The organism is Lentzea miocenica (assembly GCF_033949945.1).
GTDB classification, from domain to species: domain Bacteria; phylum Actinomycetota; class Actinomycetes; order Mycobacteriales; family Pseudonocardiaceae; genus Lentzea; species Lentzea miocenica.
Genome location: NZ_JAXAVW010000014.1, coordinates 112,469 through 133,033, shown reverse-complemented (window position 1 = coordinate 133,033; position 20,565 = coordinate 112,469). Strand labels below are relative to the sequence as shown.

At 69.7% G+C, this 20,565-nt stretch carries 20 protein-coding genes; 6 read left to right on the top strand and 14 right to left on the bottom strand.

What is annotated here, in order from left to right; all coding sequences use genetic code 11:
* The first annotated feature begins 94 nt into the window (after window positions 1-94).
* Window positions 95-1,114: a septum formation family protein gene (locus tag SK803_RS18585; RefSeq protein WP_319967273.1), complete on the top strand. Its 1,020-nt coding sequence runs from the start codon at window positions 95-97 to the stop codon at window positions 1,112-1,114.
* Window positions 1,111-1,461: a metallopeptidase family protein gene (locus tag SK803_RS18580; protein ID WP_319967272.1), complete on the top strand. Its 351-nt coding sequence runs from the start codon at window positions 1,111-1,113 to the stop codon at window positions 1,459-1,461. The genes SK803_RS18585 and SK803_RS18580 overlap by 4 nt, the downstream gene beginning before the upstream one ends.
* Window positions 1,462-1,472: 11 nt before the next feature.
* On the opposite strand, the gene SK803_RS18575 is transcribed toward SK803_RS18580, so the two are convergent.
* Together SK803_RS18575 and pheA are read right to left on the bottom strand one after the other, a co-directional pair.
* Window positions 1,473-2,066 carry a histidine phosphatase family protein gene (locus SK803_RS18575; RefSeq protein ID WP_319967271.1) on the bottom strand — a complete coding sequence of 198 codons (594 nt, stop codon included), beginning with the start codon at window positions 2,064-2,066 and terminating at the stop codon, window positions 1,473-1,475.
* A complete protein-coding gene (gene pheA / locus SK803_RS18570) occupies window positions 2,063-2,953 on the bottom strand; it encodes a prephenate dehydratase (protein ID WP_319967270.1) in 891 nt (296 codons plus the stop codon). The genes SK803_RS18575 and pheA overlap by 4 nt, the downstream gene beginning before the upstream one ends.
* A 147-nt stretch (window positions 2,954-3,100) precedes the next feature.
* On the opposite strand from pheA, the gene SK803_RS18565 reads away from it, so the two are divergent.
* A complete protein-coding gene (locus SK803_RS18565; protein WP_319967377.1) occupies window positions 3,101-3,619 on the top strand; it encodes a macro domain-containing protein in 519 nt (172 codons plus the stop codon).
* Window positions 3,620-3,676: 57 nt separating this feature from the next.
* Here the strand turns inward: SK803_RS18565 and SK803_RS18560 are convergent, their stop codons facing one another.
* Entirely contained in the window at window positions 3,677-4,171 is a 495-nt protein-coding gene (locus SK803_RS18560; RefSeq protein ID WP_319967269.1) for a GNAT family N-acetyltransferase, read from the bottom strand.
* Window positions 4,172-4,232: 61 nt separating this feature from the next.
* Here SK803_RS18560 and SK803_RS18555 point away from each other — a divergent pair, with 61 nt between their 5' ends.
* Entirely contained in the window at window positions 4,233-4,850 is a 618-nt protein-coding gene (locus SK803_RS18555) for a response regulator transcription factor (protein ID WP_319967268.1), read from the top strand.
* Here SK803_RS18555 and SK803_RS18550 read toward each other — a convergent pair.
* From SK803_RS18550 to SK803_RS18535, 4 genes are read right to left on the bottom strand one after another with little or no spacing between them, the layout of a single operon-like run.
* Complete coding sequence (locus SK803_RS18550) at window positions 4,828-5,934, bottom strand: GAF domain-containing sensor histidine kinase (protein WP_319967267.1); 1,107 nt, start codon at window positions 5,932-5,934, stop codon at window positions 4,828-4,830. The two genes, SK803_RS18555 and SK803_RS18550, sit on opposite strands and share 23 nt — an antisense overlap.
* 5 nt (window positions 5,935-5,939) lie before the next feature.
* Complete coding sequence (gene cydD / locus SK803_RS18545) at window positions 5,940-8,960, bottom strand: thiol reductant ABC exporter subunit CydD (RefSeq protein ID WP_319967266.1); 3,021 nt, start codon at window positions 8,958-8,960, stop codon at window positions 5,940-5,942.
* A gap of 1 nt (window position 8,961) precedes the next feature.
* Entirely contained in the window at window positions 8,962-9,930 is a 969-nt protein-coding gene (gene cydB, locus SK803_RS18540) for a cytochrome d ubiquinol oxidase subunit II (RefSeq protein WP_319967265.1), read from the bottom strand.
* Window positions 9,931-9,942: 12 nt separating this feature from the next.
* Window positions 9,943-11,397 (bottom strand): cytochrome ubiquinol oxidase subunit I, encoded by a 1,455-nt coding sequence (locus SK803_RS18535; RefSeq protein ID WP_319967264.1) that lies wholly within the window; start codon window positions 11,395-11,397, stop codon window positions 9,943-9,945.
* 331 nt (window positions 11,398-11,728) lie between these two features.
* Here SK803_RS18535 and SK803_RS18530 point away from each other — a divergent pair, with 331 nt between their 5' ends.
* A complete protein-coding gene (locus SK803_RS18530) occupies window positions 11,729-12,307 on the top strand; it encodes a TMEM165/GDT1 family protein (RefSeq protein ID WP_319967376.1) in 579 nt (192 codons plus the stop codon).
* A 3-nt stretch (window positions 12,308-12,310) separates the two neighbouring features.
* On the opposite strand, the gene SK803_RS18525 is transcribed toward SK803_RS18530, so the two are convergent.
* Window positions 12,311-12,760 carry a MarR family winged helix-turn-helix transcriptional regulator gene (locus SK803_RS18525; protein WP_319967263.1) on the bottom strand — a complete coding sequence of 150 codons (450 nt, stop codon included), beginning with the start codon at window positions 12,758-12,760 and terminating at the stop codon, window positions 12,311-12,313.
* A 56-nt stretch (window positions 12,761-12,816) separates the two neighbouring features.
* On the opposite strand from SK803_RS18525, the gene SK803_RS18520 reads away from it, so the two are divergent.
* On the top strand, window positions 12,817-13,188 hold the full coding sequence (locus SK803_RS18520) for a cupin domain-containing protein (protein WP_319967262.1): 372 nt from the start codon (window positions 12,817-12,819) through the stop codon (window positions 13,186-13,188).
* A 20-nt stretch (window positions 13,189-13,208) separates the two neighbouring features.
* On the opposite strand, the gene SK803_RS18515 is transcribed toward SK803_RS18520, so the two are convergent.
* The 6 genes from SK803_RS18515 to SK803_RS18490 are packed head-to-tail and all read right to left on the bottom strand — an operon-like array spanning window position 13,209 to window position 20,507.
* Window positions 13,209-13,370: a hypothetical protein gene (locus SK803_RS18515; RefSeq protein ID WP_319967261.1), complete on the bottom strand. Its 162-nt coding sequence runs from the start codon at window positions 13,368-13,370 to the stop codon at window positions 13,209-13,211.
* Between the two features lie 35 nt (window positions 13,371-13,405).
* On the bottom strand, window positions 13,406-15,544 hold the full coding sequence (locus SK803_RS18510; RefSeq protein ID WP_319967260.1) for a DUF5682 family protein: 2,139 nt from the start codon (window positions 15,542-15,544) through the stop codon (window positions 13,406-13,408).
* Window positions 15,537-16,622 carry an ATP-binding protein gene (locus SK803_RS18505; RefSeq protein ID WP_319967259.1) on the bottom strand — a complete coding sequence of 362 codons (1,086 nt, stop codon included), beginning with the start codon at window positions 16,620-16,622 and terminating at the stop codon, window positions 15,537-15,539. The genes SK803_RS18510 and SK803_RS18505 overlap by 8 nt, the downstream gene beginning before the upstream one ends.
* A 40-nt stretch (window positions 16,623-16,662) precedes the next feature.
* A complete protein-coding gene (locus SK803_RS18500; protein ID WP_319967258.1) occupies window positions 16,663-18,141 on the bottom strand; it encodes a DUF5691 domain-containing protein in 1,479 nt (492 codons plus the stop codon).
* Complete coding sequence (locus SK803_RS18495) at window positions 18,138-19,301, bottom strand: SWIM zinc finger family protein (protein WP_319967257.1); 1,164 nt, start codon at window positions 19,299-19,301, stop codon at window positions 18,138-18,140. The genes SK803_RS18500 and SK803_RS18495 overlap by 4 nt, the downstream gene beginning before the upstream one ends.
* Window positions 19,302-19,334: 33 nt before the next feature.
* Window positions 19,335-20,507, bottom strand: coding sequence for a homogentisate 1,2-dioxygenase (locus SK803_RS18490; protein WP_319967256.1), 1,173 nt, complete (start codon window positions 20,505-20,507; stop codon window positions 19,335-19,337).
* Window positions 20,508-20,565: the final 58 nt, after the last annotated feature.

Genomic DNA, 20,565 nt, shown 5'->3' with positions numbered 1-20,565 from the left:
AGCCGTCTCACACGGCACGGGCATCATGGATGAGATGTCTCCGAGCGCCGGTTGGTTGAGTCGATCTGGTCACATCCGCGACACGCGGCTTGTGATGGTCGGCGCTTTCGTGGGCGCGTTCGGCTTGTTGATGTTGTCCGCGTTCACCTCCGTGCTGGCCGGCGGACCGCTCTCGGTCAAGCGCGAACAGGTCAACGCGGCCTACCAGGCGGCCTCCGGCGAGTGCCTGAACTGGGAAAAGGCCGATCTGTCCGACGCGCAGAAGGTCGACTGCTCGGCGGCCCACAAGTTCGAGGTCACCGGCACGGCGGACATCGCGGGCGCCTATCCGAAGGAAGCGCCGTTCCCGACACCGGAGGCCTGGGAAAAAATTTCTCAGGAGAACTGCGCCCAGGCCGTCACCACCTACATGTCCGGCAAGCTCGACCCGGAGGGCAAGTACGGCGTCAGCACGCTGAACCCCGACGAGAAGCGCTGGTCCGACGGCTACCGCCAGATCCGCTGCGGCCTGCAGGTCACCGCGCCGTCCGGAGCCCCCCTGCCGTCGTTCGGCAGCGCCAAGACCCAGGACCAGTCGAACGTGTACGACCCCGGCGTGTGCGTCGCGCTCGGTGAGAAGAACACGGTGGGTGACCCGATCGAGTGCGCCAAGCCGCACGCGTTCGAGATCGTCGGCGTCGTGCAGCACCCCGAGGGCGAGTTCCTCCCGATCGAGAAGCAGGACGCCGTGATGCTGGAGAAGTGCGCGGCGGTCGCGGCCGAGTACACCGGCGGCGCGGACCTGAGGGCCAAGGGCCTGCTCATCACCTGGGACACCCGCTCGGACAAGAGCTGGGCCGTCGGCTCCCGCAAGGCCAACTGCAAGGTCGGCGCCGTCCCCCAGGGCGAGAACCTGGTGGCGTGGGAAGGCACCGTCCGCAACCCCAACGGCGCCCCGCTGACCACCTCGAACCCGCCGCAGACCACCTCGGTCAAGCCCCAGGCGGAGCCGACCGGCGCCCCGCTGCACTCCGAGTCCGGCCAGCCGCCCTCGGAGTCCGGCAAGCCCTCGAACTCCGGCAAGCCCGACAAGCCCTCGTCCAGCGCGCCCACCACCACGACGGAGAACAGATGACCGTCGAGATGACCAGGGCCCGCTTCGACGAACTGGTCGAGGAGGCGCTGGACATGGTCCCGCCCGACTTCATGCACGCGATGAACAACGTGGTGGTGCTGGTCGAGGACCGCAACCCCGACGAGCCGTCCCTGCTGGGCCTGTACCAGGGCATCGCGCTGACCGAGCGCAACACCGACTACGGCGGCACGCTGCCCGACCACATCTTCATCTACCGCGAGGCGATCCTCGACATGTGCGACACCGAGGACGACGTCGTGGAGGAAGTGATCATCACCGTGGTGCACGAGATCGCGCACCACTTCGGGGTGGACGACGCCAAGCTGCACGAACTGGGCTGGGGCTAGGCCGTGTGGGACTAGACGTCGACGCCCGCCCACGACCGGCACACCCAGCCGTCGCCCTCGGTCTCCAGCACCACGACCCCGGTGTTCGGCAGCAGGTTCTCCGCCAGCTCCACCGGCACGTTCGACGCCAGCGCCAACGCGCCCATCCGGCCGGCGCCGCCGTGGGTCACGACCATGACCGTGCCGTCCTGGTGGATCGACCTGATGGCGCCGAGGAACCGGTCCAGCACCTGCTGCCCGGACTCACCGCCACCGGGAAACGCCACGTCCAGCTCGCCCTCGGCCCACTTGATCACGGTTTCCAGGTAGGTCTTGTAGGCCTCGGTGTCGTTGCGGCCTTCGAGCGAGCCGACCTGGATCTCGTGGACGCCGTCCAGGATCCGCACTGGCAGGCCGAAGCGTTCGGCGGTGGGGGCGGCGGTCTGCTGGGCGCGCAGGCCGATGCTGGCGTAGACGGCGGTGACGTCTTCCGCGGCCAGCGTGTCAGCCAGCTCGCGGGCCTGCTTGTGGCCCAGCTCGGTGAGCGGGGGACCCGGCATGGCCGTGTCCAGCTTGCGTTCGATGTTCGACGCCGTCTCACCGTGCCTGACCAGCAGCAACCTCACCCGCGCTCGCCCTTTCTGACAGCATCGACCCAAGCGGCTGCTGCGGCGAACTCGTCGTTGTGAGCCTCAACGGGCTCCCGGTCGGCCTTCGGGAAGGACCCGAGGAACCTGACTTCGCGCGAGTGTCGGTGCAGCGCGGCCAGCGCGTCACCGATCCTCGGCTCTGCGATGTGCCCCTCGACGTCGATGTAGAAGCGGTACGTCCCCAGTTTGCCCTTCTGGGGTCGTGATTCGAGGCCGGTGAGATTGATGCCACGCAACGCCAGCTCGGTGAGCAGCTCGGACAGCACTCCCACGCGGTCAGGGGTGGTCACGACGACGCTGGTGCGGTCTGCTCCGGTCGGCGCAGGCAGCTGACCCGGCCGGCGCAGCAGCAGGAACCGGGTGCGCGCGTCGGCCACGTCCAGCACGTCGGTCGCGAACTCTTCCAACTTGTAGTGGTTGATCGCGACCGGAGCGGTCACGGCGGCGTCGAACTCGCCTCGTTCCACCGCGGCCGCGGCAGCCGCGGTGGAGGAGGTCGCGATCGAGGTGACGCCGGGCAGCTCGGCCGCGATCCACTCGCGGACCTGCGCCAGGGCGTGCGGATGCGAGGCGATGCTGCGGATCTCGGTGGTGCCCGGCCGGACCAGGACGCTGAACCGGACGTCCAGCACGGTCTCGGCCACCGCGACGACCGGCTCGTCGCGCACGAGGGCGTCCAGGGTCGCGGGGACGGCGCCCTCGACGGAGTTCTCGATCGGCACGCACGCGAACTCGGTCTCACCTTTGCGCAGCGCGGCGATCGCGAGCGGGATGGTCTCGGCCGGGACGAGTTCACCCTCGAAGCGCGAAGCTGCCTGCTCGGTGAAGGTGCCCTGTGGTCCGAAGTACGCAATGCGCGGCATCAGGTCAGCGTAGTGCGGCGATCAGAGGCGGAAATCACGCCTGTGTCCACCGCCAAACCTGGGTTCCGCCAGGGCCGTTCGAACTGGAATGCTTGGGGTGTGCCCGTTCTAGCGCCTGAACTCGTGTTGTGCGCGGTCGACGAACCGATGGCGAACGCCTGGCTCGCCGTCGCGGACGGACGCACCGGGGTGAGGGTGCATCGCGGGTCCGTGCTGGACATCCACGCGCAGGCCATCGTCAGCCCGGCCAACTCGCAGGGCTGGATGCGCGGTGGCATCGACGCCGTCTACGCCACGGCGTTCCCCCTGGTCGAGAACAACGTCCGCAGTGCGGTCCTCGCGCTGCACGGCGGTGAGCTGCCCGTGGGCGAGGCGCAGATCGTGGCGACCGGCGAGACCGAGCCGGCGTGGCTCATCAGCGCGCCGACCATGCGCAGGCCCGGCGAACGACTGCCCGGCGACACCGTCCACCCGTACCTGGCGGCGCGAGCGGTCCTCCGGCTCTGGCTCGAAGGACGTCTGGAGGACGGCACGCCGGTGCGCGACGCCGTCCGCACCATCGCGATGCCGGGACTCGGCACCGGGGTGGGAGGCGTCGCGCCGTCCACCTGCGCCCATCAGGTCGCCGCCGCGTGGGACGAGGCGTTCAACCCGCTCCACGTGTGACAGTTGTGCACAGAACTTGTGCACAACCCTGTGGACAGAGCTGTGGATGCTTGTGGACTACTGCCGTGGCGCGACCCATCGTTCGAGGTCGAGCTCATCTGTGATGGGGATGCCGAAGTCACCGACCGCGGGGATCTCCGGCTTGAGCTTGCGGGCTTCCCGCACGGCGTCCGGTCTCAACGCCGACAGCTTGAACCCGCGCCGCTGGTAGAAGCGGATCGCGTCGAGGTTGTCGTTGGTCGTCGTCAGACGCACCCGGTTGCAGCCGAGTGTGCGCGCCTGGCGAACCGCGGCGTCGACCAGCGCGGTGCCGACGCCGCGGCCCCGCCGAAGTGCGTCGATGGTGACGATCTCCAGCTGGTGGTTCGCCACCGCGTAGGTCAGCAGACCCAGCACCTGGCCCTGCTTCTCCACGAGGAAGCCCGGCAGACTCGCCGGGAAGAACACTTCGCCGTGCGCGACGGCGGTGTGCGCTCCCCATAGCTCGAGAACCAGTCGGGCGACAACTATGCGATCTGCTTCCTCGACCGGTCGTACCGAGCCTTCTGCCATGACAAGAACTGTGCCAATTTGAGTCACCCTCAGGAACAGCCATTCGACGTACGGTGGATTCGTGCCAGTGCGCGTTTTGTTGGTTGACGATCACGAAGTAGTGCGCAGAGGACTGCGCGAGATGCTCGACGACGAGACGGACATCTCGGTCATAGCCGAGGCCGGATCCGTCGACGAGGCGGTGACACGGGCCCAAAAGACATCGCTCGACGTGGCGGTTGTGGACGTTCAGCTTCCGGACGGCAGCGGCGTCGACCTGTGCCGGTCGTTGCGGGACCTTGGCATCCGTTGCCTCGTTTTGACCGCATTCGACGATGAAGAAGCTCTGGTGGGGGCCATCATGGCCGGTGCGTCGGGCTATCTGCTCAAGCAGGTTCGCGGCCAGGACGTCGTCACGGCCGTGCGGGAGGTCGCGGCTGGACGGTCCCTTCTGGACCCCGCGACCACAAGCCGAGTACTCGAACGGATGCGCAATCCTGCCCCGGTCGGCCTCACCGACCAGGAACAGCGCGTGCTGGAACTGATCGGCGAGGGCCTGACGAACCGCCAAATCGGTGAACGGCTCTTCCTCGCGGAGAAGACCGTGAAGAACTACGTGACGTCCGTGCTCTCGAAACTCGGCATGGAACGGCGGACGCAAGCCGCCGCATGGGTGGCTAAACGGGGACGGACCAGGTGAGCGTCGTCCCGTTCGGCGAACTCACGACCCGGAAATCGCCACTGGCGGCCTTCGCCCGTTCGGCGAGATGCCGCAATCCGCGCTGAGTCACGCCGGACGGGATGCCGCACCCGTTGTCCGCGACGCGCAGCAGCAGATGCTTCTCGTCGCGCCGTACGTCGATCTGGACGTGTGTCGCTCCTGAGTGCCGCACGACGTTCGACAACGCCTCACGCAACGCCGCCCGCGCGTCGTCGGCGTGGTTGCGCGGCACGTTCGCCAGGTCACCGGACACGTGCAGGCGCGGCGGGAAGCCGAGCAGCTCACCGGCCGTGCGGACCTCGGCCTTGATCGAGTCGTGCAGGTCGGCGGAGTCCGCGGGATCGGTTTTGCGCAGCTTGCGGACGGTCGCGCGGACCTCGGCGATCGTCTCGTCGACGAGGTCCACGGCCTCGTTGATCCGGGCGCGCTGACCAGCGTCGAGCTTCTTGCCCAGCCGCCGTTCCAGCAGGCTGAGCTGCACGCCGGCGCCGTAGAGCCGCTGGATGATCACGTCGTGCAGGTCGCGCGCGATCCGTTCGCGCTCCTCGTAGACCGCGACGCGCTGCCGTGCCGTGAAGCCCTCGGCCAGCACGACGGCGAGGCCTGCCTGGGCCGCGAACGCCGTCAGCACGTCCACCGTCTCCTGCGTGAACGGCGGTTTGTCGCGCCTGCGGTACACGGCCAATGCACCGATCTTGCGGTCCGACGTGCCGAACGGCGCCACCGCGAACGGCCCGTAACCGCGCAACGCCTGTGGCACGTACGGGGCCGTGCGCGGGTCGTTCGTGACGTCGTCGGCCATCACCGGGACCCCGGTACGTGCGGCCTTCGCGGCGGCACTGCGCGGGCTGAGCGTGGCGACGACCGGTTCGCCGCTGGACGCCTCGACGGTGAGCGTGCCGTCGTCGTCACCCGTGGCGAGCATGGCCAGCCCGAGGTCGGCGTCCGCGATCTCCGCGGCCGCCTCCACCACGAGCCGCAACACGTTCTCCGGGTCTTCCAGCGCCGCCGACGTGATCTCGGTCGACGCGACGAGCACGCGCCGCGCCAGGGAGGGGTCCATGGTCCTCAACGGTATGCGGGCGTGCCGAGGTCCAGCACCAGGTCCGCCCTCGCCGCCTCGTCCGGGCGGTGCGTGATGTGCAAGATCGTCCTGCCGTCGCGCCTGAGCTGGTCCAGCAGCGTGCGGGCGGTCGGCTCGTCCAGGTGCGCGGTGGGTTCGTCGAGCAGCACCACGTCGGCGTCGTGCAGCAACGCCCTGGCGAGCGCGAGCCGTTGCGCCTCACCTCCCGACACCTGATCAGGCCGGATCACCGTGTCGAGCCGGTCCACCCACTCCGGCAGACAAGCGTTTCGCAACGCCTCCCGCAGCTGTTCGTCGTCGTGCGCACCCGACATCCGCAGGTTCTCCCTCACGGTCGTGCTGACCAGCATCGGCTCCTGCGGGCACCAGGTGGCCCGCGGCAGTTCGACGATCCCCCGCTCCGGCTGGAGAAAGCCCAGGAGCAGCGCGAACAGCGTCGACTTGCCGCTGCCGGACGGTCCGACGATCGCCACATGCGTGCCGGGCTCGATGTTGAGGTGGAGGTCTCGCAGCGTCGGCTCGGTCGCGCCGGGCCAGCGCACGTCCACGTTCTCCAGCCGGATCCGCTTGCCGCGCGGCTGCTCCGGGCGTTCCGGAGCGTCGAACTGGAGCCGCGCGCTGGCCTCCCGGAGTGCCCTGCGCTGCTGAGCCGCGAGCGGCAACGCGGCCAGCGGTTCGGCCAGCGCGAGCGGGACCAGGCCGAGCACCGGATTGCCGGTCGTGGCGCAGACGAGGGCCGCCACACCGGTCGCGAGCAGGACGATCGCCGTGGCCGCGCCCGTGCCAAACGCTTGCTTGCGGGTCTCCCCGGCAAGTTCGACGTCTTCGGCGTGCAGCTGGGCCAGCAGGCGGTGGTGGGCGTCGTGCGCGAGAAGATCCGGTGCCGCGACGAGTGCGTTGATCGTGTCGCCGGCGACCTTGCGACGGCCCCTGGCGAGCTTCGTGCTGGCCCGGCGCTCGGTCCAGACCGCGACGGCCGGTGCGGCGAGGCCCGCCGCTAGGAGCAGGCCGCCGAGCGTGAGAGCGGCGGCAGGGTCGATGAACGCGAACAGGATCGTGGTCGCGATGCCCGCCCCGATCGCCACGACCGGCGGCACCAGCACGCGCGGCACCAGATCGCGAACAGTGTCGGTGTCCTCGACGAGCCGTTGGAGTCCGTCACGGCGTTGGGTCCGCACAAGCCGCAACCACAGCTCGACGCGGAGGTTGGTCGCGAGCTTGAACGCCTCGTGATGCGTCACCAGCCGTTCGACGTACCGCAGCACGCCCTTGCTCAGCGCGAACGTCCGCACGCCCACGACCAGCACCGACAGCGTCAGGATCGGCGGCATCTCGGCGGCGCGGGCGATCAGGTGGGCGGCCAGCGCGGTGAGCGCGATGCCCGCCACGGCCGCCAGCACGCCCAGCCCCGCACCCTTCCACGGGATCGGCAGACGCTTCGGACGTTCCTGCTGCGTCTCGTCGGTGACGACCCTGGCGAAGGTCTCCTCCTCCGTCGCCTCCTTCTCGCGGTGCGAGGCGAGGACGACAGCAGCCGTAGCGCTAGCTCTCTTGATCGCTTTGTCGACTTTGCGACTTGTCACCGGGTCGAGGTGCGCGGTCGGTTCGTCGAGCAACAGCACCGTCGCGCCGTGGCGAACCCTCAGCAGGGCGCGCGCGACTGCGACGCGTTGGCGTTCGCCGGTCGAGAGGTCGGTGATCTGGCGATCGAGGAGGTGCGAGGCCACGACCTCGTGCGCGACCTGCTCGATGTCGTCCGCGCCCGGCACCGTGAGCTCCAGTTCGGCACGCGGGGTGGCGGCGGCGAACGCGGGCTTCTGCGGCACGTAGGCGATGTCGCCCTCAACCTCGACCGTTCCGTCCGTCGCCTCCAGGAACCCGAGCAACACCTGGAAGGTCGTCGACTTCCCCGCCCCGCTGGCCCCCTCCAGCCGGTAGATCTCGCCGGGCCTCACCTCAAAGCTGACCCCGTCCGGCGCAAACCCACCCCGCCGCAACACCCTCAAATCCGCAACACGAACCCGCCCGCTGAGTGCACGCGGGGAGCTTTCGTGCGATTGGAGCGCACGCGGGGGCCCCGCGTGCGACCCGGCAACGACGTCGGCTACTCGGCGGACGGACTCCAGGCCGTCCTCGCTGGCGTGGTGAGCGGCTCCGGCGGCGCGCAGCGGCAGGTAGCACTCGGGCGCCAGGATCAGCACGACCAGCGCGGTCATCAACGTCATGTCGCCGTGCACGAGCCGGACACCGACGCCGACCGCGATCAACGCGACCGACAGCGACGCCGCGATCTCCAGCACCAGCGCCGACAGGAATGCGATCTTGAGCGTGCCCATCGTGGCCTTGCGGTGCTGCTCACCGATCTGTTTCACCGCCGTGGCCTGCTGCTTGGCGCGTCCGAAGACGGTCAGCACCGGAAGCGCCCGGAGGAGTTCGAGGAGCTGGGCCGACAGGAGTTCGGTGACGTCGGCGGCCTTCTGCACGCGCTTCTCGGTGTACCAGCCGATCAACGCCGCGAAGACCGGGATCAGCGGCACCGTGATCGCGATCAGGACCGCCGACGGCCAGTCCGTGAAGAGGATCCACGCACCGGCCAGCGGCGGCACGATCACCGCGGTGACCAGCGCGGGCAGGTAGCGGGTGAAGTAGGCGTCGAGCGCGTCGAGGCCCTTGGTCGCGAGCACCGACAGCTCGGCGGTGCCGCGGTCGGCGATCCAGCCGGGACCGCGTTCGAACGACTTGGCCAGCAGCTGGGTGCGCAGCTCCTCCTTGGCACCGGCGGCGGCACGGGCGGCAGCGCTTTCCGTCGCCCACGAGAGACCTGCGCGCGCCAGGATCGCCACGGCGAGCAGCGGAAGGCCTTCGCGGGTCGTGATCACCGACGCCAGTGCGACGGCCTGGGCGACGAGCGCCAGTGCGTTGAGGAACGCCAGCGCGCCCACCCCGACGAGGGCGCGCCTGGCGTTCTTCGAGAGCTGGGGCAGTGCTCCCAGCGGACCTCTCATGTCAGTGCACCGGGATGTGCCGCACGCCGATGCGCTTGCGGAACACCCAGTAGGTCCAGCCTTGATAGACGAGCACCGCGGGCGTGCCGAACCCGGCGACCCAGGTGATCACCTGCAGCGTGTACGGGCTCGACGCGGTGTTGGCGACCGTGAGCGACCACGCGTCGTTCAGCGTCGACGGCAGGACGTTCGGGTAGAGCGAGCCGAACAGGATCGCGACGCTGGCCGCGATCGCGAGGCCCATCAGCGCGAACGACTGACCGTCGCGGTTCGCGAGCAGCCGCCACATCGCGGCGGCGAGCACCAGCACGACGACGCCCGCCCAGAGCCCGGCGACGATCGCGAGCAACGCGACCAGCGGCAGAAGTGCCACCGGCGCCAGCATGAGCGCGACGCGACGGGCCCGTTCGCGGATCTCGCCCTCGGTCTTCAACGCGGTGAACACCGCGCCGTGCACCAGCGCGTAGCCCGCGAAGGCAAGCGCGCCGACGATCGTGTCGAGCCGGATCGCCGCGAAGGCCGAGCCCACGCGGTCACCGTTCGCGTCGATCGGCAGCCCCAGCACCGTCGTCGAGATCAGCAGGCCGACGCAGAGCGTGGCGATCCACGAGCCGGCGACGATCGTGAAGTCCCACGCCCTGCGCCAGCGCGGGTTGTCGACCTTGCCGCGGTAGTCGAACGCGACCCCGCGCCCGATCAAGGCGATGAGGAACAGAGTCAGCGGCAGGTACGCGGCGCTCAACAGCGCCGCATACCAGCCGGGGAAGGCCGCGAACGTGGCACCGATCGCGACGATGAGCCACACCTCGTTGCCGTCCCAGACCGGCCCGATGGTGTTGATCATGACCCGGCGTTCGGCGTTGTCGCGGCCCAGAACGGGCAGCAGCATGCCGACGCCGAAGTCGAAACCTTCGAGGAACAGGTAGCCGAGCCACAGCACGGCGATCAGTACGAACCAGAGCGTTTCCACGTCGCCTCTCCCCTAGTACGCGAACGCCAGGGCGCCGTCGTCGGTCTTCTGGGGCAGTACGCCGGGTATCCCGCCTCTGACGTACTTGCGGATCAGGTAGAACTCCACGACCGCCAGCACGCTGTAGACCGCGGTGAGCGCGATGAGCGAGGTCAGGATCTCGCCTGGAGTGCTGTTCGAGACCGCCTGCGCGGTGAACATCCAGACACCGTCCACACCGGACGGGTTCGGCACGACCACGAACGGCTGCCGCCCCATCTCGGTGAAGATCCAGCCGAAGCTGTTGGCCAGGAAGGGAGTCGCGATGCCGGCGAGGCCGAGAACCGGGAACCACCATCCGGTGGGCGTCCGGTTCCTGCGGGTCAGCCAGAGCATGAAGACACCGAGGCCGGCCGAGATGCCACCGAACCCGATCATCAACCGGAAGCCCCAGTAGGTCACGGGAAGCGCGGGCACGTAGTCGATCGGCTTGCCGCTGAGCTCGCCGAGCCGTTCGTCGACCGGGTAGAACTCCCCGTACTTCTCCTGGTACATCGGGACCAGGTCCTGGATGCCCTTGACCTCGCTGCTGAAGTCGTTGTGCGCCAAGAAGCTCAGCAGCGCGGGCACCGTGATGCTCTTGACGTTCTCGCAGTCGGGCCTGGTGACGTCGCCGACCGCGAAGATGCTGAAGCTCGCGGGCTGTTCGGTGTGGCACAAGGCTTCCGCGGCGGCCATCTTCATCGGCTGCTGCTCGAACATCAGCTTGCCCTGCCAGTCACCGGTGATCGCCAGCGCGCTGAACGCGACCACACCGACCCAGGTGCCGAGCTTGAGCGAGCTGCGCCAGACGCGTTCCTCCTCCGACTTGCGGTAGAGGTGCCAGGCGGCGATGCCCACGAGGAACGCACCGGCCACCGCGAACGCACCGGCGATGGTGTGCGGGAAGGCGGCGAGCACCGTGTTGTTGCTCAGCACGGCCCAGATCGAGGTGAGGCGCGGACGGCCCTCGTGCAACTCGATGCCAACCGGGTGCTGCATCCACGAGTTGGCGGCGAGGATGAAGTACGCGCTGGCCATCGTCGCGAGGCTGAACGCCCAGGCGCAGGCGAGGTGGACCTTCTTCGGCAGCTTGTCCCAGCCGAAGATCCACAGTCCGAGGAACGTCGACTCGACGAAGAACGCGACGATCCCCTCCATCGCGAGCGGCGCGCCGAACACGTCACCGACGAACCGCGAGTAGGCGCTCCAGGCCATGCCGAACTGGAACTCCTGCACGATGCCCGTCACGACACCCATGGCGAAGTTGATCAGGAGGAGCTTCCCCCAGAACTTCGTCATCTTGTAGTAGCGCTCGTTGCCGGTGCGCACCCACGCGGTCTGCATCGCCGCGACGAGCAGCGAAAGGCCGATCGTCAGCGGCACCATCAGGAAGTGATAGACGGTGGTGATGCCGAACTGCCACCGCGCGAGTTCGAGTACGTCCACGTCTCCGAGACTAGGTCTGGATCATGGCGCCCATCAGGTACGACGGTCCCGTCCCTGGCCGGGACCAAGGTCCCGTGCGCGAAGTCACGCCTTTCGGGTGACATGCGTCGGTTACGATGGATTCGCCAGAGGGGAGTAGTTCCCACCGGAGTTGTCAGCCGGTGGCGTGGAGATCGACATACTGATCCGCCTTCGAGTGGATCCGGTCCCACACCCGATGAGTCTGTCGGGCGAACGAGACCTCCGGCCGGGTTGCAGCACGCCCGGTCGGGGTCTGTTGCGCCTCCGTCCGGGTTCGTATTCGGACGTGGAGGACCTCGTGGCCACTTCAATGCTCGCGTTCATCACCGCCTTCGCGGTGGTGTTCCTCGTCGAGCTCCCCGACAAGACCATGGTCGCGACCCTGGTGCTGACCACGCGCTACCGCGCCTGGCCGGTGTTCACGGGCGTCGTGCTGGCCTTTGCCGTGCAGAGCGTGGTGGCTGCCGCGTTCGGGTCGGCCATCACCCTGCTCCCGGACCGTGTGGTGGCAGGCGTCGTCGCACTGCTTTTCGGCGTGGGTGCGTTCATGCTCTTGAAGGAGGGGTTCTCGCGGGACGAGGACTCCGCCGACGAGGGCGGGACACGCGCTGCCGTGCCGTTCTGGCGGGCGGCTTTGACGTCGTTCGGCGTGCTGTTCGCGGCCGAGTGGGGTGACGCCTCGCAGCTCGCGACCGCCGGGATCACCGCTCGGTACGGGGCGCCGATCGCGGTCGGGCTCGGGGCCTGGCTCGCGTTGGTCGTGGTGGCCGGGCTGGCGGTGCTGGTGGGGCGGAAGCTCGCCGGGCGGTTGCCGACGCACTGGATTCAGCGGGTGGCCGGGGTGATCTTCGCCGGACTCGCGCTGGTGGCGTTGTGGCAGGTGTTCTAGCGGCTACCAGACCGGGCGCAGACCCGGCTGGTCCTCGCCGTGGACGTGCTGCAGGTACGCGGCGAGGCCGGTCTTGATGGTGGCGAGCGTGTCCTCCCCGATCGCCTCGGCCATCTCCTGTTCCAGGTCCGACCACAGGTTGTCCGCGAACTTCAGGTAGTCGCGGCCCTTCGTGGTCAGCGTGACGTACTGCGCCCGCTTGTCCGTCGGGTGCGGTTCGCGCAACACGTAGCCCCACTCGTCGAGCTCGTTGACGATCTTCGCCGCCGCCTGCTTGGTGACGCCCAGGTGCTGTCCGATGTCGACGGTCGTGGCGCGCCTGGCCTTGAGGAACCGGAAGACGTAGCCGTGGGCCGGCCGCAGCGGTTCCAGGCCGATCTGCCTGAGGCGGTCGTGGAACTGGTCGCCCATGGCGCGGTACGTCATCGCCAGCAGCATCGGCACCGGTTCCATTGCACAACTCCTAGTAGACAACCTGGTTGACCTTATTCTATGGTTGGACAACTTGGTTGACTACCTTGGAGGTTGTTTTGCTGGTCACGGGGGATTCCGCGGAACTGTTCGAGTTCGGTGGGTTCGAGTTCCGGCCGCTGGCCGTGCCGTCGCGCGGCAGCACCGAGGTCCTGCTGTGGACCGTCGACGTGCCGGAAGGAGGCGATGGGACGCCGCACTCCGCTTCGAAGGAGGAGGTGTTCTACGTGCTGTCAGGGTCGGTGACGATCCAGGGGCAGACGGCCGGGGTGGGTGACGCGATCGTGGTGCCGCCGAACACCGAGCTGTCGCTGACGGGCGGGCCCGCGCGGGTCCTCGTCGCTACGTCGGTGGGGATCAAGGGCACGCTGGCAGACGGGCAGACGATCACGCCGCCCTGGTCGGTCTAGTGGTGTGGCGGGTCGCACCACTAGTTCGACGGCGAGCCCTCTTCCGGAGGTTCCGGCGCGGTGTCCGGAACCTCTTCGCGCAGGTCGTGGGCGAACTTCTTGGCCTCGTCGATGAGTTCCTGGGACTCGTCGAGGCGGCTTTCGTCGGGCGCGGTGAGGTGTGTTTCGTCCGGTGCGGTCACGGCTCTGGGATTGGCGGATTCGATGATCGCCAAACTCAGGCCAGCAGGCTCCGGACGTGGGCGGCGAGACGTTCCGCGATCTCCAGGTCCCACTCGTCGTCGGAGGTAGGTTGAGGGGTCTCGCCCGCGACGACGCGTTCGCCGAGCAGGCGCCGCTCGGCGGGCGTGAAGTCGGTGATGGCGCGGCGGAGCAGGGGCAGGGCGTCGTCGAACGCGGCGCCGCGCAGACCCGACAGCCACTCGTCGATGAGGCCGAACAGCCTCGGGTCGGCGGCCAGGAGGGTGGCAGAGCCTCTGAGGAAGCCGGCCACGAACGCCGTGGCGACGGAGCGGTGCAGCCGGGCGGCCACGTCGTCGCTGGTCAGCTCCCCCGCTTCCCAGAGCAGGCGGGTGGCTCTGCCGGTGGGGAGGCCGTGGGCTTCCGCTTTGACGAGCGCGTGCAGGGCTCGCCACCAGGTCTTCTGGTGGTCCTCGTCGGCGGCCAGGCGAGTGGCCTCGTGGGCACCGTCGACCACGCTCATCGCGTGTTCGGCGGTCTCGTCGTCGACGTTGCGGCAGGCGAGCGGGAGGCCGACGGCGCCTCGGGTGAGGAGGCCGTGCAGGGCCACGCGCAGCAGTTCCGGGTCGGTGCCGCGGACCGAGCCGTAGCGGACCGTTCTGGCCAGGTCCGGCAGGGCGGCCAGCAGTTCGAGGGCGTCGGTGGCCATCGCCGCGCACCGGTCGAGTGCGTTGCGGGCCTCGTTCACGGCCGCCGGGAGTTCGCAGCCGACGGACTTGCTCAGGGTGGCCGCGGCGTCGGCGACTCGGGTGGCGTCCTGGGCGGCTTGCGTGAGGACGTTCTCGGCGGCCGTGTGGACGGTGGTGCCGTGGCGGGCCGCGACCGCCACGGACACCGCGAAGATCGGGTCCCAGCGCAGTTGCCAGACCTCGGCGAAGGTGCCGAGGGAGTTGGAACGGTCCGGCTTGCCCCACGGGACGCCGAGAACTTCCAGTCGTTGCAGGAGTTTCGAGCGTTCGCGGTCGGTGTCCTTGCGGAGGTCCAGCTTCAGCTGCTTGGGCTGGACGTCCGCGGCGAGACGGAGTTTTCGTTGCAGGCGTTGGAGATCCGCGGCCAGCGGGGAGCGCGGCACGGCTTCGCCGACCTCGCCGAGGCGTTCGCCCACGACGAGTTTGCGGTGCACGAGCTGGAGCGGCACCTCGTCGCCGCCGCAGAGAACGGCCAGCGCTGCTTCGCTGACCTCGCTCAGGCCTGCTGACGGGCGTTCCCTCAGTGCGGCAAGGGTTTCCGCGAGCCGGACGGCTTCCACCGCGCTGGCCGTCGAGGCGGGGAGGTCTTCCGCGCGCAGGACGGCGGCGGCTTTCGCGAACCAGCGCGGGACCACGTCGTCCTGGTGCTGCCAGAGGTGCGCGTACCAGCCAGGGGAATCGACACCGGCGCCGTAGCCCGATTCGGCGGCGAGCTGGCCGTGGCTCCACGGCACCCACGTGCCGGAGATCCTGCGGCGGCGCATGCCTTTCAGCAGTGCGGTGTCCGAAGTGACCGTTGGTTTGGTGAGCAGTGCCGGGACGTGCCACGCACCGCAGACGACGACGATCGGGCCGTCGGTTTCCTTGCGCGCCTTGCGGATCGTCTGACGCATGAACGCTTCTCGCCTGAGCGTGCGTTCGCCTACTTCGTCCTCGAACTCCTTGCGGACGGCGACCATGGCCTCGGCGATGGCGTTCGCGAGGTCGATCGGATCGCTCGCGCTGTGTTCGACGACGTCTTCCCACCAGCGTTCGGGATCGTCGAAGCCCGCGGCCTCGGCGAGCAGGCCGATGGGGTCGACGTTGCCGCTCGGGCCGTCGTCGCCGATCGACGCGGCCGCCGGCAGGTCGAAGAAACGCGCCTGGACGCCGTTCTCGTCGGCGTAGCGAAGTGCTTGCCACTCCGGGGAGAACTCCGCGAACGGCCAGAACGCGGCGTTCTCAGGATCTGCTTCGTCGTGCAGCAGGATCGCGACCGGCGGCGTGAGGGCGTGGACGTGTTCGAGGAGCGCATCGGCTTCCGGTGGTCCCTCGATCAGGATGAGCGCCGGCCGGGTTTGCTCGAGCGCCCGCTTGACCATCCGGGCCGAGCCGGGGCCGTGGTGCCGGATGCCGAGGAGGACCGGCCCGGCGTCGGGCTCAGTCACCGCTGACGTCCAGGCAGGCGCGGTAGAGGTCGCGCCACTCGGCACGCTCCTTCAGCACCGTCTCCACGTACTCCTGCCACACGGTCGCGTCCGACACCCGGTCCTTGATGACGGACCCGATGAGCCCGCTCGCCAGCTCGTCCGCACCGAGCGTGCCGTCGCCGAAGTGGCCAGCCAGTGCCATGCCGTTCGCGATGACCGAGATCGCCTCGGCCGTGGACAGGCTGCCGCTCGGCTTCTTCAGCTGCGTGCGACCGTCCACGGTGGAACCGTTGCGCAGCTCCCGGAAGATCCGCACGACCCGGCGCACCTCGTCCAGCGCGGGCGGTTCGGCGGGCAGCTGGAGCGCCTTGCCGAGCTGCTGGGCTCGGGTGATGACGATCTCGACCTCGGCGTCCTCGGTCGCGGGCGGCGGCAGCACCACGGTGTTGAAGCGCCGCGCGAGTGCCGACGACATCTGGTTCACGCCGCGGTCGCGGTCGTTGGCCGTGGCGATGACCGTGAAGCCCGGCACGGCCTGGACCTGCGTGTTCAGCTCCGGGATCGGCAGCGACTTCTCGCTCAGGATCGTGATGAACGAGTCCTGCACCTCGGACGGCATGCGGGTCAGCTCCTCGACCCGGACGACGGCGCCGCTCTGCATGCCCTTCATGACCGGGCTGGGCACGACCGCGTTCTCGCTCGGACCCTCGGCGATGAGCCTGGCGTAGTTCCAGCCGTACCGGACCTGGTCCTCGCTCGTGCCCGCGGTGCCCTGGACCACGAGCGTCGAATCGCCGCTGATCGCCGCCGCGAGGTGCTCGGACAGCCACGACTTGGCGGTACCCGGCACACCCACGAGCAACAACGCCCGGTCGGTGACCAGCGTGCCGACCGCGACCTCGACCAGACGCCGCGCGCCCACGTACTTCGGGCTGATCACGGTGCCGTCCGGAAGAGTCCCGCCCAGCACGTAGGTGACCACGGCCCGCGGAGACAGCCGCCAGTTGGGCGGCCGCTGCCGGTCGTCCTGGGCCGCGACGGCCTCCAGCTCGGCGGCGTACTGCTGTTCGGCCGTCGGCCTGAGCACGGCGGTCACAGTGGGCCTCCTGGGTTCGGGTACCTCGAAGTGTGGTGGGTCACTGAGAGTCGTCGGCCGGTGGGGAGTCGTCGGCCGGCGGGGAGTCGTCGGCCGGTGGGGAGTCGTCGGCCGGTGGGGCGAAGGACTCGCGCAGGCGGATGCGGAGCCGCAGGACTTCGAGTTCGAGGGAGTTCTCCGGCCACCGCCGGGTCAGCCCCTCCCAGTTGGCCCCGAGCAGATCCGCGTCACCACGCGCCAGCAACACCGCCGGCGGACGCCCCGCACGCCAGCGCGGGTCGGGCAGGGCGGCGTAGCGGTGCAGCAAGGCGCGGGTGGTCTCCGGCGACCACGGTGCCGGGAGCTGCGCGCACGCGTGGTCGAGGAGGTCGTAGTGCCAGTTGACCGAGACGGCGACGACCGCCTGCTCCGCCACGCTCGCCGGCAACGCCGCCAGCATCTCGAGCTGCTCCATGCCGGTCAGCGTCTCGGCGGCGGCCGCGGCCCAGGGACGTGGATCGGTGGCGGCGGCCAGCTGGTCGGCGATGCCCCTCAGAAGCGCCCCGGCCCACGGCCCTCGCCGCAGGACGTCGGCGGCCTTGGCGTCGGTGGTCTCCAGACGAGCGATCCAGTACCCCGGCGACACGCTGGCGGCCGCGGCCCGGATGCGACCGGCCACGCCCTTCTCGGACCCGTCACGCATGAGGTCGCGCTGCTCGGCGAGGTCGGGCTGCGCGGTCCACAGCTCGTCGGTCTGGACGTCGAACCCGTCGTCCGTCAGCCACAACCCCTGACCGAGGCGGTCGGCCGCCCTCGTCGCCAGGGCTGAGGCCGGCAGCTTGCGGAGGAGGCGAAGGGCCTCGTCGTGAACGGCGGCGGCGCGGTCGTCGAGGGCTTCTTCCAGCAGCTCTTCGTCTGCCGGGCCCAGGCCGGTCTCGAGCGCGCTGATCAGGACCTGGCGGTCGGCGGACCGGCGGGAGGCCTCGAACTCCGCCTTGATGAAGGCGCCGACGGCTTCGGGGTCGGCCTTGCGCTTGCGGCGGAGTGCGCGGACCCGTTGGGCGCTGGGGAGGTCGAGGATCTCGTCGAGGGGAACTTCCTCGGTGAGCGGACTGGCACCGCTCGCCCACGCCCAGCCGGGGCGCGTGCCGGCGAGCCAGCGGCCTCTCGTGCCGAGGACCTCGACGACGGCTGCCCGGAGACCTGGCCGGGCGGTACCCATGGCCAGCAGGGCCGGAAGCATGCGGTGCTCGGCCACGACGCCGTTGGCCTTGGCCAGGGCACACCACTCGGTGAGCAGGACCTCGTCGTCGACGCTCATGATCGCTTCGAGGACGGCTCTGGCCGCGGGGCGGGGCAGGTGTGCGGGTTCCGGCGGGGCCGGGGGCAGCGGGTCGGCGGCGACCTCCTGCGGGAGCGTGGCGCCGAACGCGGCCACGCCCAGGGCGGCGCAGTCGGAGAGCAGCTCGGTCGGGGAGCCACCGCCTCGGGTGGTGCCGATGAGGAGGTCTTGGACGGTCTTGGACCACTCGGCCTTCACGCCACCACCTCCAGGGTGCCGTCCAGCGCGATGGCGCCGACGCGGAGTGCGTGCCCGTCCCACAGCCCCCAGGCGTCGAAGGGTTCGCCGCCGCTCAGCGCCAGAGCCATGTCCAGGCCGCTGTCGTCGCGGACGGGCAGGCCGTGCCCGGACGCGTCCACCAGGGAGGTGCCGCACAGGCGGACCGAGGCGCAGCCCAGTGGGAACAGGCGTTGCCACGGGTCGGCCATCAGCATCGGTTCCAGCGACGCCAGCGACGTGCGCCAGGACGACGGGGCCGGGACCGGGTCCGGTGCGCGGGAGCCGGCCAGGTCGCCCAGGGCCACGCGGTCCGAGCCCGGATAGGGGTGGACCTCGGCCGAGGACTCCAGACCGTGGGGCAGCAGCGGTACGGGGGCGCCTACGGCCGAGTGGCGGATGGCCACGACCCAGCGGCTGGTTTGGCGGCCCCAGCACCACTGGCGGACGGTGCGGACCCGGCCGTCGTCGGTTTCCAGGCGCAGCAGGGCCACCCAGCGGTCGGAGACGCCCGGGGTGGCGCGGACGGTCTCTTCCGGGACCGTCACGCCCAGGCGGGAGCGTGGTTGCACGAAGCACAGCAGGTGCAGGCCGCCCAGGCGGTCGGCCACGTCGGAGGTCCAGCGCGGGCCGGAGCGGGCGACGATCTCCTGGATCTCGGCCACCGCGGCGGCCACACCGGGGACCTGGGCGTCGATCATGCGGGCGATGAAGGCCTGCCACCAGGAGGCGGGACGGCCCGGCAGGGACGCCACGCCTGCCGACGCCACGTCGAGCAGCCAGTCGCGCAGGCCCTCGATGCCGGAGGACATGGCGGCGGCGCGGTTGGCGGCCGTTTTCTCGCGCGCTCGGACGCGGCGGGCCACGGCTTCTGGTGAGGAGTCCAGCTCACGAGCCGCGCGGCGCTGAGTCCACTCCTCGACCCAGTCGGGCGGGAGGGCGTCCGGGATGTCGAGTTCCTGCAGGCTCACGGCGTGCTTGCAGGGGAACTTGCGGGACGGGCACGTGCACTTGGCGGAGCCTGCGGCCAGGTCGACGCACACGCGGTACGGCATGCTGCCCGAACCCGTGTAGAGGCCCCACAGCACCGGCAGGGCCTTGCCCAGGCCCTGCCAGCGCATCGGAACGGCTCGTGTCCTCACGGAACCAAACTAGCGAGGACCCCCGACAGAAAATCAGGCCGGACCGCGACGGGCCCACGTCCACGCGTATGCCGGGTCTTCACAGGCCTCCGCCGCCTCGCCCATCTCCAGCGGGCGGAAGGTGTCGACCATGACCGCGGTCTCGTCGAAGTAGTCCACGCCCAGCGAAGCCTCGACGGCACCGGGCTGCGGGCCGTGCGTGCAGCCGGAGGGGTGCAGCGACATCGAGCCGATGCCGATGCCGGAGCCCTTGCGCGCCTCGTAGTTGCCGCCCACGTAGAACATCAGCTCGTCCGAGTCGACGTTCGCGTGGTTGTACGGCACCGGCACGGCCAGCGGGTGGTAGTCCACCTTGCGCGGGCAGAACGAGCACACGACGAAGTTCGGGCCCTCGAACGTCTGGTGCACGGGCGGCGGCTGGTGCACTCGGCCGGTGATCGGCTCGAAGTCGCGGATGTTGAACGCCCACGGGTACAGGTGCCCGTCCCAGCCGACGACGTCGAACGGGTGGTTCGCGTAGGTGAACCGGGTCAGCCCCGCACGGTGCCGGACCAGAACGTCGACATCGGTCCCGTCGACGAGCAACGGCTCCTCGGGACCCCGGATGTCGCGCTCGCAGTACGGCGAGTGCTCCAGGAACTGGCCGGCCTTCGACAGGTACCGCTTGGGCGGCCCGATGTGCCCCGTCGCCTCCAGCACCAGCAACGACATCGGGGACGACGGCACGACCCGGTAGGTGCACGAGGTCGGAATCACGACGTAGTCGCCATCGCCGACCGTCAACGCTCCGTAGATCGTCTCGATCACACCGGAGCCGTGCTGCACGTACAGCAGCTCGTCGCCGAAAGCGTTGCGGTACAACGGCGACGGCACCGAGGCGACGACAAAACCGATGGTCACGTCCGGATTCCCGAACAGCTTGCGGCGTCCGGTGACCGCGTCGACCTCGTCAGAAGCCCAGGTCAGGTCCTGCGTCTTGAAGTGCCGCGGCTTCAACGGGAGGTTCGGCGCGACCGTCCCGCGCTCGTCCTTCACCGTCTCCGCGTTCACGATCGCCGTCGGCAGGTGGCGGTGGTAGAGCAGGGCCGAATCGGCCGAGAACCCCTCGACTCCCATCAGCTCTTCCGCGTAGAGGCCACCGTCCGGTTTGCGGAACTGGGTGTGGCGCTTTCGGGGGATCTCCCCCACCTGGCGGTAGTAGGCCATGACGTCTCCGAGGCGTTCGACTATCGGACATCTTTGTTCAGTTGCCGGTACACGGCTA

Excerpts from the sequence above, each read along its gene's own strand:
- SK803_RS18585 (WP_319967273.1), top strand. The coding sequence starts at position 95 with ATGGTCGGCGCTTTCGTGGGCGCGTTCGGCTTGTTGATGTTGTCCGCG.
- SK803_RS18580 (WP_319967272.1), top strand. The coding sequence starts at position 1,111 with ATGACCGTCGAGATGACCAGGGCCCGCTTCGACGAACTGGTCGAGGAG.
- pheA (WP_319967270.1), bottom strand. The coding sequence starts at position 2,953 with ATGCCGCGCATTGCGTACTTCGGACCACAGGGCACCTTCACCGAGCAG.
- SK803_RS18565 (WP_319967377.1), top strand. The coding sequence starts at position 3,101 with ATGGCGAACGCCTGGCTCGCCGTCGCGGACGGACGCACCGGGGTGAGG.
- SK803_RS18560 (WP_319967269.1), bottom strand. The coding sequence starts at position 4,171 with ATGGCAGAAGGCTCGGTACGACCGGTCGAGGAAGCAGATCGCATAGTT.
- SK803_RS18550 (WP_319967267.1), bottom strand. The coding sequence starts at position 5,934 with ATGGACCCCTCCCTGGCGCGGCGCGTGCTCGTCGCGTCGACCGAGATC.
- cydD (WP_319967266.1), bottom strand. The coding sequence starts at position 8,960 with ATGAGAGGTCCGCTGGGAGCACTGCCCCAGCTCTCGAAGAACGCCAGG.
- SK803_RS18530 (WP_319967376.1), top strand. The coding sequence starts at position 11,729 with ATGCTCGCGTTCATCACCGCCTTCGCGGTGGTGTTCCTCGTCGAGCTC.
- SK803_RS18525 (WP_319967263.1), bottom strand. The coding sequence starts at position 12,760 with ATGGAACCGGTGCCGATGCTGCTGGCGATGACGTACCGCGCCATGGGC.
- SK803_RS18490 (WP_319967256.1), bottom strand. The coding sequence starts at position 20,507 with ATGGCCTACTACCGCCAGGTGGGGGAGATCCCCCGAAAGCGCCACACC.